Source organism: Erwinia sorbitola (assembly GCF_009738185.1).
GTDB lineage: Bacteria > Pseudomonadota > Gammaproteobacteria > Enterobacterales > Enterobacteriaceae > Erwinia > Erwinia sorbitola.
Genome location: NZ_CP046509.1, coordinates 1,441,537 through 1,454,163 on the forward strand (window position 1 = coordinate 1,441,537; position 12,627 = coordinate 1,454,163).

The window sequence follows — 12,627 nt, forward strand, 5'->3', positions numbered from 1 at the left end:
CAATGCGATGCTTTCCATTCACCACCTGGACGCAATGTGATATACTTTCGCACCTTTGAATCCGGGAATAATACAGAAGGAAAGCGCCTCCATGAGCGACCTGGCCCGCGAAATTACACCGGTCAATATCGAAGAAGAGTTAAAGAACTCCTATCTGGATTATGCAATGTCGGTCATTGTTGGCCGTGCGCTGCCAGATGTCCGTGATGGCCTGAAGCCGGTTCACCGCCGTGTGCTTTACGCTATGAACGTGCTCGGTAATGACTGGAACAAAGCTTATAAAAAATCCGCCCGTGTTGTCGGCGACGTCATCGGTAAATATCACCCTCATGGCGATACCGCCGTGTATGACACCATCGTGCGTATGGCCCAGCCTTTCTCGCTGCGCTACATGCTGGTGGACGGTCAGGGTAACTTCGGCTCCGTCGACGGCGACTCCGCTGCTGCGATGCGTTACACCGAAGTTCGCATGTCCAAAATCGCTCACGAATTGCTGGCCGATTTGGAAAAAGACACCGTTGACTTTGTGCCAAACTATGATGGCACAGAGCAGATCCCGGAAGTCATGCCGACCCGCGTTCCAAACCTGCTGGTTAACGGTTCCTCGGGGATCGCAGTCGGGATGGCGACCAACATTCCGCCGCACAACCTGACCGAAGTGATCAACGGCTGTCTGGCCTTTATCGACGACGAAAACATTACCGTCGAAGGCCTGATGGAGCACATCCCAGGGCCGGACTTCCCGACCGCCGCGATCATCAATGGTCGTCGTGGTATTGAAGAAGCCTATCGTACCGGCCGTGGTAAAATTTACATCCGCGCCCGTGGCGAAGTGGAAGTGGATGCTAAAACCGGGCGCGAAACTATCATCGTGCACGAAATTCCGTATCAGGTGAACAAAGCGCGCCTGATCGAGAAAATCGCCGAGCTGGTAAAAGAAAAACGTCTGGAAGGTATCAGCGCCCTGCGCGATGAGTCTGACAAAGACGGTATGCGCATCGTGATCGAAGTGAAGCGCGACGCCGTTGGCGAAGTGGTGCTTAACAACCTTTACTCGCTGACCCAATTGCAGACTTCTTTCGGCATCAACATGGTGGCACTGCACCAGGGCCAGCCGAAGATTATGCCGCTGAAGGATATTCTTGAAGCCTTCGTGCGTCACCGTCGTGAAGTGATCACTCGTCGTACCATTTTCGAACTGCGTAAAGCGCGCGACCGTGCTCATATCCTCGAAGCACTGGCGGTAGCGCTGGCGAATATCGACCCGATTATCGAGCTGATTCGTCGTGCAGACTCTCCGGCTGAAGCGAAAGCGGGCCTGATTGCACGTCCGTGGGAGCTGGGTAACGTTTCAGCGATGCTGGAACGTGCCGGTGATGATGCCGCCCGTCCTGAGTGGCTGGAAGATCAGTATGGTATCCGCGATGGTCAGTATCATCTGACCGAGCAGCAGGCTCAGGCGATCCTTGATTTACGCCTGCAAAAACTGACCGGCCTTGAGCATGAAAAACTGCTCGACGAGTACAAAGAGCTGCTGGAGCAGATCGCAGAACTGTTGCGTATTCTGGGCAGCTCCGAGCGCCTGATGGAAGTGATCCGCGAAGAGCTGGAGCTGATCCGCGATCAGTTCGGCGATAAGCGTCGTACCGAAATCACCGCCAACAGCGCTGATATCAACATCGAAGACCTGATCAACCAGGAAGACGTTGTGGTTACCCTGTCGCATCAGGGCTACGTGAAGTATCAGCCTCTGACTGATTACGAAGCGCAGCGTCGCGGTGGTAAAGGTAAATCAGCCGCGCGTATTAAAGAAGAAGACTTTATTGACCGCCTGCTGGTGGCCAACACCCATGACACTATCCTCTGCTTCTCAAGCCGTGGTCGTCTCTACTGGATGAAGGTTTACCAGCTGCCGGAAGCCAGCCGTGGTGCGCGTGGGCGTCCAATCGTCAACCTGCTGCCGCTGGAACCAAACGAACGTATTACGGCGATCCTGCCGGTACGCGAGTATGCAGAAGGCTTCAACATCTTTATGGCTACCGCCAGCGGTACCGTGAAGAAAACCGCGCTGAAAGAGTTCAGCCGCCCACGCAGCGCCGGTATTATTGCCGTCAACCTGCGTGATGACGACGAACTGATTGGCGTGGCGCTGACTAACGGTAACGATGAAGCGATGCTGTTCTCCGCTGCCGGTAAAGTAGTGCGCTTTGCAGAGAGCGCCGTGCGTGCCATGGGCCGTACTGCCTCTGGCGTGCGCGGTATCAAGCTGGCTGAAGGCGATCGCGTGGTGTCACTGATTGTACCGCGTGATGATGGTGCGATTCTCACCGTGACTCAGAACGGCTACGGTAAGCGTACCGCTAATACCGAGTATCCAACCAAGTCCCGTGCGACTCAGGGTGTGATCTCGATTAAAGTGACCGAGCGTAACGGGCCGGTCATCGGCGCGGTACAGGTGGTCGACAGCGATCAGATTATGATGATCACTGATGCCGGTACGCTGGTGCGCACCCGCGTTTCTGAAGTAAGCGTGGTCGGGCGTAACACCCAGGGTGTTATCCTGATCCGTACCGCTGAAGATGAAAACGTTGTGGGTCTGCAACGTGTGGCTGAACCGGTAGCGGAAGATGAACTTGATGCTATCGATGGCAGCGTCGCGGAAGGGGATGATGATATTGCCCCGGAAGTGGAAAACGATGACGATGCACCAGAGGCTGATGACGAGTAATCGTTAAGCTCTGCTAAGAAAGCCGGTTCACTGTGAACCGGCTTTTTTTTGTCTGAAAAAGAGTATGTGCTGCTTACTTTTGCTGGCTCAGAAATTCGTGCTGCTGCATAAACTGGCTTACGGCGGCAATAGTCTGAAGGTGAATCGCTGCTCTTTGGGCGTTTGGCGTTTCACAAATAAAACCTTCGCCTTCACCGGCCAGAATCTCCGCAGCCTTTGGTGTGCACAGCGGCAGAAAATCAAAATGACCGGCTTCAGCCAGGGTAAGCAGCGGCAGTTTTAGCTGGTCGACGCCCAGGCGCATCTTCCCCGTGCTGTGAATAAAGTAGCCTGCGGCGATGGTCAATACCGGAATATCGATGGCATCAAGACTGCTGCGTGTGAATACGTAGCTCATGCCAGGATCGAGGGCGACCACAAACCTCACACGGGGATCATGATAGCTGGCCGCCAGCCGCTGATCGCTGGTGTTTTCCAGTCTGATTCCGTCGCGCTGATAAAACTGGCAGTCCGGCATCTGCGGCATAGCCTGGCAGTAATGCGTCAGCCGCTGCCGATTGATGTGGCCTCCCGCCAGCGCCAGTACGCTATAACCGCCCTTAGAGTGACCGATAGCGCCGATTTTTTGCCGATCGATGGCCTGCTGCCAGTGCGGATCGGCAAGGTAATGGGTCAGCATAAAGGAGAGGTCGCCCGTCTGTAAGGTCAGGTCGGTTTTCGGGCTGGAGTCCCCGGTGGTGCTGCCGGGATGATTGGCGGCAATCACGATGGCCCCGCGAGCGGCAAGCGGCACCGCCAGCCAGGCGAGGCTGGCATTATTACCGCCGCTGCCGTGACTGAGAACGATCAGCGGAAACCGTCCCTTCGCCAGCGGAGCATGGGTAATAGCCTTAAATCCAATAAAAACGGCCCTTGCTCCCTGCATCTGCGCAGCCTGATGGCTGTCACTGGGGTAGAAGATACGCACATCAAGCCTGCGCGCGGTGCTGCTATCAACGATAATGTCTTGCTGGCTGCCCACGGAGTAGCTCCAGGCGGGGAAGCTGAATATAAACAACAGGGTGGAGATAATTAAACGCATGCTATTCACTCTGACGGTAAGAAAAGTCTATTATCAGAGGCTTACGGGCGCGTGGCGTCCTCGATCGCGATAGAGTCCTATGCTGATACCGGTTAATTTTTTGCTCAGTCTGGTTTGTGTGCTGCTGCTGGTGCAGCGCCGTGATGGCGGAAGAGTGTTCCAGCTGTTGCTGTGGCTGTGCCTGCTGCACAGCCTGATTGCCGGGCTGGCCATCATGCTGCCGGATGAAAAACTGTGGCACCGGCTACAGCCGATCACTGCCGCCGCACTGCCGCTGATGTGTCGCATGGCGCTGGTGCAGGCGATGGAAGGGAGCGTGCGTATCGTGCGGAGTGCGCTGGTAGTGATTCTGATGATCGTCTGCGTGCTGTTATTGCCGCAGGGCATTGACTGGCTGATGCCCGCAATCTGGCTGGGCTGTGCCGTTCTGATGCTGCGGCGGCTAAAAACGAGCGGTAATCTACCGCCGAAAACAGCACCGACCGACGGTACTCTGACGCTGCGTGGCTGGCAGCTGCTGGCGCTGTTGCTGATCGTCGTGGCCCTGCTTGATGTCGCTATCACACTGCTGATGAGTTTTGCTGAAGGAGCAGGAACCGCGGAATTATTGTTAGCCGGAAATCTGTCCATGGCGGGGGTGATGTCGCTTTTGCTGCTGCTGGGCCACCCGTCCCGCGAACCGGTTGTATCCAGGGTGGCGCGGGAGGTCAGCGCGGCGGATCCCGCCATCATGGCTCGTATTGATGCGCTGATGCAGGAGGGGTTGTACCGGGAACCCCAGCTTAATCTTGCGCGACTGGCACGCAAAGCCGGAATACCCACGCGGCAGGTATCGGCAGCGATTAATGCCCTGCATCAGCAGAGCGTGTCGCAGTATGTGAATGGCTGGCGCATCCGTGAGGCGGGGGAGCGGCTGGCGGGCCGATCTCAGACGGTGATTGAGGTAATGGAGAGCGTGGGCTTCCAGACCAAATCCAATTTTAATCGCGAGTTTCGCCGTATTACAGGTAAAACGCCTTCTGAATGGCGTCGCGAAGCCTGGGAGCAGGCTGAAAATAACTGAAATAGCGGCGCGCAGATACGCTGATAACTGGCTTTTTTACCATGCTGACGCTACTGTATCGCCAATCATTCTCTTTTGTCCGTTATGGCTGCCAGTGGGTTACGCTTGAAATATCTTGTCTCTTTCCGCACGACATTAAAGATCTCCCGCTATCTCTTCCGCGCCCTGGCGCTGATGCTGTGGACGCTTGGCGCGCTGCTGACCACCTTTTATATCATTAACGTTATTCACCAGAGAGAATCACAGGTTCGCCAGGAGTTTAATACCAGCTATGACCAGGCTCAGTGGTACGTGCGCCACTCGGCCGATGTGATGCGCGAGCTGAAATTTATTGCTGAAAACCGTTTAAATAATGTCTCGGGTAATCCTGAAACACTCAATGGTGTCTTTTCTGGCAAAGTGTCACCGCCGCAGTTTTATCCGCTGTATGCGGATTCAGACTGTAGCGCCATGAGTAATACCTGGCGTAATGCGCTGGAACCTCTCAGTTACTTCCTTAACTACTGGAAAGACAATTTCGCCTCCGCCTATGAGCTGAACCGCGTGTTCTTTGTTGGTGGAGACAGCTCCTGTCTGGCGGATTTCAGCCTGGGAACCGTGTCGGTAGATCCTGAACGGGCGCTGAAAACACTGCGTGAACGCATTCTCAAATATCGCAGCAGTAATGATGATGAGCGTAAAAACAGCCTGTACTGGATCTCCCCGGGAACACAGCCAGGCGTTGGCTATTACTATATGTTCACCCCTGTCTATGTGGCGAATAAGGTGACGGCGCTGCTGGGAATTGAGCAGAGTATTCGCATGGAAGACCTGATTCTGCCGGGCAGCATGCCGGTAACCGCTACGCTGGTCGATCAGAATAATCAGCGGCTGCTCTCCTCTGCCCGCAACGGTCCGGATTTTACCGCGGACGATCTGCCGGGTGATGCGTCATGGTTTGGCTATATTTCTGGCTATGACCAGCTGATTATGAAAAAGAATCTGTCACCCTCGTCACTCAGCATCGTCTACTCGGTGCCGACCAATGTGATGGTAGAACGGCTGAAGATTTTGATTATCAACGCGCTGTTGCTCAACCTGATCAGTGCGATTGTGCTGTTTACGCTGGCATGGCTGTTTGAGCGCCGTATGTTTCTGCCTGCGGAAGATAACGCCCACCGGCTGGAGGAGCACGAGCAGTTTAACCGTAAAATTGTCGCCTCCGCCCCGGTCGGCATCTGTATTCTCCGCACCAGCGACGGCACCAATATCCTCAGTAACGAACTGGCGCATAACTATCTCACCATGCTGACCCAGGAAGACCGGCTGCGCCTGACGGAGATTATCTGTGGTCAGCAGGTTAACTTTGTCGATGTGCTGACCGGCAGTAACACCAACCTGCAAATCAGTTTTGTTCATTCACGCTACCGCAATGAGAATGTGGCGATCTGTGTGCTGGTTGACGTCAGCGCCCGCGTAAAGATGGAAGAGTCGCTTCAGGAGATGGCCCAGGCCGCAGAGCAGGCCAGCCAGTCCAAGTCGATGTTCCTCGCCACCGTCAGCCACGAGCTGCGCACACCGCTCTACGGCATCATTGGTAACCTCGACCTGTTGCAAACCAAGTCGCTGCCGACGGGCGTTGAGTCGCTGGTCATGGCGATGAACAACTCCTCCAGCCTGCTGCTGAAGATTATCAGCGATATACTCGATTTCTCGAAAATAGAGTCAGAGCAGCTAAAAATTGAACCCGCAGAGTTTTCCCCGCGTGAGGTGGTGGCTCATATCACCTCAAACTATCTGGCGATGGTGGTGAAAAAGCGCCTCACCCTGTGGTGTTTTGTCGACAGCGACGTGCCTGCTACGCTGGATGGCGACCCGATGCGTTTACAGCAGGTGATCTCCAACCTGCTGAGTAATGCGATTAAATTCACCCATACCGGTGGGATCGTCCTTCAGGTCTATGTGAAAGATGGCTATCTGGCCTTCCGCGTACGTGACAGCGGTGTGGGGATCCCGGCCAGGGAGCTGACGCGCCTGTTTGATCCGTTCTTCCAGGTGGGAAGCGGAGTGCAGCGCAATTTCCAGGGAACCGGCCTCGGGCTGGCGATCTGTGAGAAGCTGATCAATATGATGGATGGCGATATTGAGGTCGACTCTGAGCCGGGCATGGGCAGCCAGTTTATTATTCGTATCCCGCTGTATAACAGCCGGGTGGTGGTGCCTGAATTGCAGGAAGGTTTGCAGGAAAAACGGTGCTGGCTGGAGGTTCGTAACGAGCAGCTGGCGGCCTTCCTGATGCGCCTGCTGAACGATCACGGTATCCAGGTGCGGCGCTACGATGGCGCTGCCGCCGCCGACGATGTGATTATTACCGATTATGATTTCCAGCCCGAACAGAGCGTACGTGCAACTATCCGCTTTGACAGTCGGCATAACGATGCACCCCAGCAACTGTCAGCGGGGCACTGGCTGTGTGCCACCACCACCCCGCATGAACTGCCTTCACTGCTGGCGCGCATTTATCGTGTGGAAGTGGAGCAGCCTGAAGGGCAGCAGGCGGTACTGGCGAAAGAGGCGCAAAACGCCAGTCATGATGACATTCTGATCCTGGTGGTTGACGATCATCCGATCAACCGCATGCTGCTCTCCGATCAGCTGGGATCCCTCGGCTATCGGGTGAAAACTGCCCGCGATGGTCTGGATGCACTTAACGTTATTGCCCGTAACGATATTGATATCGTGCTGACCGACGTCAACATGCCAAATATGGATGGCTATGGCCTGACAAGACGTCTGCGCGAAATGGGCAAAACTTTCCCGGTGGTTGGGGTGACGGCAAATGCGTTAGCAGAAGAGAAGCAGCGCTGTATCGATGCCGGTATGGATAACTGTCTGTCGAAACCAGTGACAATGGATACCCTACAGCAGGCATTAGCTTTATATGCAGAATGGGCGAGGAAGGGCAGGGAGAGCAGCTAAAAATATAAAGGCTGGCCGAGAAACAGGCCAGCCTTTAGCAGATATAATTAATCTTTTACGGGTGACATGCTGACGGAAGAGAGATAGTTCAGCAGAGCAATATCATTATCGACACCCAGTTTCATCATGGCTGATTTCTTCTGGCTACTGATAGTTTTGATACTGCGATTCAGTTTCTTGGCAATCTCAGTGACGAGGAAACCCTCAGCAAAGAGACGCAGAACTTCGCTCTCTTTCGGTGACAGACGTTTGTCGCCGTAACCGCCTGCACTGATTTTTTCCAGCAGTTTTGCCACGCTATCTGGCGTGTATTTTTTGCCTTTCTGCAATGCAGCCAATGCCTTAGGCAGGTCAGTTGGCGCACCCTGTTTCAGCACAATACCTTCGATATCGAGATCCAGCACCGCGCTGAGAATCGCCGGGTTATTATTCATGGTCAGAACAATAATCGACAGATCAGGATAATGACGCTTGATATATTTAATCAGCGTAATGCCATCACCATATTTTTCGCCGGGCATCGAAAGGTCTGTTACCAGTACGTTGGCATCAAGTTTGGACAAGCTGTTAATTAACGCTGTGGAATCTTCGAACTCACCGACAACATTGACCCATTCAATTTGTTCTAGCGACTTACGAATGCCGAACAGAACAATGGGATGGTCGTCGGCAATAATGACATTCAGGTTATTCATATTATTGGTTACCTTGCTGCAGCAGTTCGTTGACGTAATTGTCAACTTCACTGGTGGTATTTTTAATGTTTGAATCGTCACACTGTTGAATGTGATGTTCTAACGTTTCACAAAGCTGCTTGCCTGGTAGCAAATTTAACATGGCAAACACGCCTTTCAGCCTATGCGCAGTCTGAGCAAGCGCATTAAAGTCCCTGTTTGCGGCCTCATTATACAGTCTCTTTACATCATCTGGTACTGTATCGACGAAAAGCTGGAAATAGCCACTGGCGAAAAGTTGAGCCGTGTCCTGCTGTTCAGCATTTCCGTCATCCAGCCCGTCCTGGGCCAATTGTTGTTCAATCAACGTCAGCAACGCATCCTGCATCGCGCTGCCGATATTGAAGTTTACCCGGTACTGGTTGGATGAAATCTGGCTGAAACCAGGCTCATCGCCCACCAGAAGCAGTGACCAGGGCGTTAAACGCTCCGGATCATCCGTGACCAGTACATCGTGTTCCTGACCGGAGAAACGCTCATCTGGCGTAATACAGTTCGCGCCCCAGTCTTCAAGCTGATGAACAACGATTTTACGTACATCATCAACCGTAATATCAATCAGGGCATTGACACCCTCCAGCAGTTTCTCCTCCTGATCCAGCTGTGGTTCCACTGGCGCATGAAGCTGAATGCTGTAACGCGTGCCGATATCCGGGCTGGCGCTGATTTCCAGGTGACCGCCCAGCTGTTTGCACAGCTGTTTACACAGGAAGAAGGCCATCCCTGATGCCTGACCATAGCGATCCTGGTGGGTTTCACCCAGGTACGGGAAGTCAGTATTGGACATCTCGTCAGCGCTAAGACCGGCACCGGTATCAACAATCTCGATCGACAGGCGATCCTGGCGATCTTCAGGAGCGCTGACGGTCACGCTTACACGTCCCCATGTGGTGGTGGTTACCGCATAATGCAAGAGCGTTGAGAGGATTTTTCCGATTGCCCGACGGTCACCAAAGCGTGTTTCATCGCTGCTGCGCTGGTTGGCTATCATCAGCGTCAGACCTTTGCGGCGCGTGGCTGGCAGCAGCTCAATCACCAGCTCATCAAGCAAGGATTGCAGATTGAAACTGCCAGCATCTGGCGCCCAGTCGAGGGTCTCAAGCTGGTTCAGCAGCACAATATCATCAACCAGGCGACTCAGTGCCTGCGAGGCTTCAAGGGAACTGTGCACCTGCTCTGCCGGCTGAGTCTCTGCCAGCGCTTGCAGGCTGGAGATCACTTCAGCCAGCGGACGCTGCAACGCATGGCCCAGGTTTTGTAACAACTGCTGGCGTGACTGGTGGTTTTTATCCAGCACCTGCTGCGCTTTTTGCAGCTTTTTATTCACCAGCAGCTCGCGATCCTGGTCGCGCATCATAAACACCTGGGTATTCGGTGAAATCATGCTGCGTGCATGGCGGATCTCATACACTTCATTGTTGACCGTTGCCTGAAGAACGCCCTGATGCTGGTCGGACATATTGATGATCTTTTGCAGATTCAGGTGAGGCAGCAAATGCTCGGCAATTTTATTACTGATAATGGTTCGGTTATTGGCAAAATCATACACCAGCAGCCCCACGGGCAGCGTGCCGACAATCTCTTCATTCAGCAGGCGCAGCGACTCAAGCTCGGCGCTCTGGTTTTCACTCGGGCGCAGCGACTGCTGGCGCAGCAGAAACAGGCCCGCCAGTGACATCAGCAGCAGCGCCAGATTAGCCAGCAGCGGCCACAGCAGATTGTGCAGTGTATCCACCACCAGGCCGGTAATTGGCACGCGATAGACCAGCTGTAAAGGGGTGCTCGCCAGCGAACCGGCGATCTCAATATTAGGGTTTACCCAGCTGATGCGGGTACTGCTGCTGCTGTCCTGATTATCATCCCCTTCGGCAACCGGGGTGGTGTCCTGCTTTAACTGGAAATTCTCCAGCGGCATATTCAGCGGAATAATATCGTTTACCGGCAGGTCAAAAGCCACCACCGTCGCCAGGTGTCCAGGCTGATTAAAGGTGGTGCGCACGGTGAAGTAGTGATCGTTCTGCCAGGTGAAACGACGCAGCGGCGAGAAACTCTCACGCTCATCCAGCGCATTGGCCTGTTGCAGCATCTCGGCGCGGCGCGCCTCAACGATATTACTGATCGCGCTCTCTTTGTAACGGGATGCCATATCCTTCAGCGGCAGGGTAGAGACCAGAATCATACTGTTGTCCTGGCCGTTGAGGAAATACATCGACCAGGTGCTGTTTTCTGCGCCCCACAGGGTGTCGAGATAGTTCGACATGCGCAGCGTCATATCCAGCGTACCGCTATCGTGTGAGCCAAAAATCAGCGCTTCGGTCTTACGCCGGGTTTTTTCCAGATAATAGACATCCGGACGCAGACGGGTTTCCTGCAGGCTGTTAGAGGCACTGCCTGCTGCATTAGCCGCCAGGTTTTCATAAATCTGCCAGGTGGCGAAACGATAGGTATCAATACGCTTCTGCATCGCATGGGTGATATCGGCCATTGCGTAGCGCTTTTCTGTCAGCCAGGCGTTAACTGAATTGTGGATCATAAATCCTGATGCCAGCAGCAGCATCAGAATAAACAGCGCGAAGAAGCGCGTAACATTGCCGGAAGTCAGTGGAAATTTATATGCCAACATGCGGTGAAACCCCGGTTAACGAGTAATCTGTCGGGCGCTGGCGGCAACCACTAACAGCAGCGCTGCGATGCCGCTGAATGCAACGGACAGGCTGGACAATTGTGAAATAAAGCCGACCAGCGCCGGCCCCGCCAGAATGCCCGCGTAGCCGATGGTGGTCATGGCAGCGATCGCCAGATTGGCTGGCATCACCTGCTGTTTGCCTGCCGCACTGAACATAATAGGCACGGCGTTGGAGGCACCAAAACCCACCAGCAGGAAGCCGATTAAGGTGCAGGTAGCATCCGGCACTACCACGGCCAGCACCAGGCCGCCAGCGGCACACAGTGACCCACAGAACAGCGTTGCCGTGCGGCCGAAGAAGTTAACGATGCGGTCGCCAAACAGGCGGCCGATGGTCATGGCAACGGAAAACACCGCGTAGCCCAGGCCGGCCTGCGAGGCGGGCAAATCGCGCGTATTGGTAAGAAACAGTGCGCCCCAGTCAAGAATGGCACCCTCGGTTAAAAACAGAATAAAACAGAGCACGCCAAGGAACAGTACCCAGCCACGCGGTACGACAAAAAGTGGCGTATCCGGCTGATGCAGGCGCTGACTGAGCAGATGGCCTTGACAGTAGATCCACAGCAAAACCAGCAAAAAGTTAATAATCAGTACCGACACCAGCGGGGAAGCCCCCAGCGCCAGCGCAGCGCTGACCAGACCCGCTCCGACAATGCCGCCTGCGCTAAAGAAGCCGTGAAATCCGGACATCATTGCTTTCCCGGCGTTTTTCTCAACCTCAACGGCCTGGATATTCATCGCCACGTCGACCAGACCGATAGCGGCACCAAACACCATTAAAGTCAGTGCCAGCGTGACAGGGGTGGAGAGCGTTGCCAGCAGTGGCAACATCAGCAGCAGCAGCAGGCTGCCGGAGGCAATAACGCGTTTGCAGCCCAGGCGGCCTACCAGCATTCCGGTCAGCGGCATAGCCACCAGCGAGCCTAATCCAAGAAACAGCAACAGGGTACCGAGGGAACCGTCACTCAGCAGAGCGCGATCTTTGGCATAGGGAACCAGAGGAGCCCAGGAAGCCATGCCAATACCGGCGATTAAAAATACTGCGCGCGTGGCACGCTGTGTTGCCAGCGCTTTCGTCTCTGAGGCTGAGTCTTCCAGTGTCGTCATTTTTTCCATTTTGCCTGTCGCGTAATCAACCCCATTTTTTACCACAATTAGTGCCAGTTAAGAAGCTAAACCACTACCGGTGGAGCCCCGGGCTGCGGGATGCCAAAAGACTAAAATGCGGGAAGGGCATGGTTAATAACCTGAATAAATAAGGCCGTTAATCGGAATTGTCCCTTAAAGCCAATTTTTAAGAGGACTCCTGGCTTAAGCCATCACGGCGTTGCTTAACTCAAATTATTGGTGAAAAAGATAAAATAGCCACTAAAAGTC

Annotated in this window: 7 protein-coding genes; 3 read left to right on the forward strand and 4 right to left on the reverse strand. The window is 54.2% G+C overall.

Translation table 11 applies throughout. The features are described from left to right. Nucleotides 1-91 precede the first annotated feature (91 nt). Nucleotides 92-2,728: a DNA topoisomerase (ATP-hydrolyzing) subunit A gene (gene gyrA, locus GN242_RS06505; RefSeq protein ID WP_154753920.1), complete on the forward strand. Its 2,637-nt coding sequence runs from the start codon at nt 92-94 to the stop codon at nt 2,726-2,728. Between the two features lie 73 nt (nt 2,729-2,801). Here the strand turns inward: gyrA and GN242_RS06510 are convergent, their stop codons facing one another. Further along, complete coding sequence (locus tag GN242_RS06510; RefSeq protein ID WP_156287082.1) at nt 2,802-3,809, reverse strand: alpha/beta hydrolase family protein; 1,008 nt, start codon at nt 3,807-3,809, stop codon at nt 2,802-2,804. A 79-nt stretch (nt 3,810-3,888) separates the two neighbouring features. Here GN242_RS06510 and GN242_RS06515 point away from each other — a divergent pair, with 79 nt between their 5' ends. Both GN242_RS06515 and rcsC read left to right on the forward strand, forming a co-directional pair. After that, nucleotides 3,889-4,872, forward strand: a complete 984-nt coding sequence (locus GN242_RS06515) for a helix-turn-helix domain-containing protein (protein WP_156287083.1) — start codon at nt 3,889-3,891, stop codon at nt 4,870-4,872. Between the two features lie 105 nt (nt 4,873-4,977). Next, nucleotides 4,978-7,830 (forward strand): two-component system sensor histidine kinase RcsC, encoded by a 2,853-nt coding sequence (rcsC, locus tag GN242_RS06520; protein ID WP_154753917.1) that lies wholly within the window; start codon nt 4,978-4,980, stop codon nt 7,828-7,830. A 47-nt stretch (nt 7,831-7,877) separates the two neighbouring features. Here the strand turns inward: rcsC and rcsB are convergent, their stop codons facing one another. Genes rcsB through GN242_RS06535 form a run of 3 tightly spaced genes read right to left on the reverse strand, consistent with a single transcriptional unit; the run spans nt 7,878 to nt 12,357 of the window. Further along, the gene (gene rcsB / locus GN242_RS06525; protein ID WP_062742930.1) at nt 7,878-8,525 is read right to left on the reverse strand and encodes a response regulator transcription factor RcsB; all 648 of its coding nucleotides are present in this window, start codon (nt 8,523-8,525) and stop codon (nt 7,878-7,880) included. Nucleotide 8,526: 1 nt separating this feature from the next. Next, nucleotides 8,527-11,187 (reverse strand): phosphotransferase RcsD, encoded by a 2,661-nt coding sequence (rcsD, locus tag GN242_RS06530; RefSeq protein ID WP_154753916.1) that lies wholly within the window; start codon nt 11,185-11,187, stop codon nt 8,527-8,529. A gap of 15 nt (nt 11,188-11,202) precedes the next feature. Continuing rightward, nucleotides 11,203-12,357, reverse strand: a complete 1,155-nt coding sequence (locus GN242_RS06535; RefSeq protein WP_154753915.1) for an MFS transporter — start codon at nt 12,355-12,357, stop codon at nt 11,203-11,205. Nucleotides 12,358-12,627 lie beyond the last annotated feature (270 nt).

Excerpts from the sequence above, each read along its gene's own strand:
- gyrA (WP_154753920.1), top strand. The coding sequence starts at position 92 with ATGAGCGACCTGGCCCGCGAAATTACACCGGTCAATATCGAAGAAGAG.
- GN242_RS06510 (WP_156287082.1), bottom strand. The coding sequence starts at position 3,809 with ATGCGTTTAATTATCTCCACCCTGTTGTTTATATTCAGCTTCCCCGCC.
- GN242_RS06515 (WP_156287083.1), top strand. The coding sequence starts at position 3,889 with ATGCTGATACCGGTTAATTTTTTGCTCAGTCTGGTTTGTGTGCTGCTG.
- rcsB (WP_062742930.1), bottom strand. The coding sequence starts at position 8,525 with ATGAATAACCTGAATGTCATTATTGCCGACGACCATCCCATTGTTCTG.
- rcsD (WP_154753916.1), bottom strand. The coding sequence starts at position 11,187 with ATGTTGGCATATAAATTTCCACTGACTTCCGGCAATGTTACGCGCTTC.
- GN242_RS06535 (WP_154753915.1), bottom strand. The coding sequence starts at position 12,357 with ATGACGACACTGGAAGACTCAGCCTCAGAGACGAAAGCGCTGGCAACA.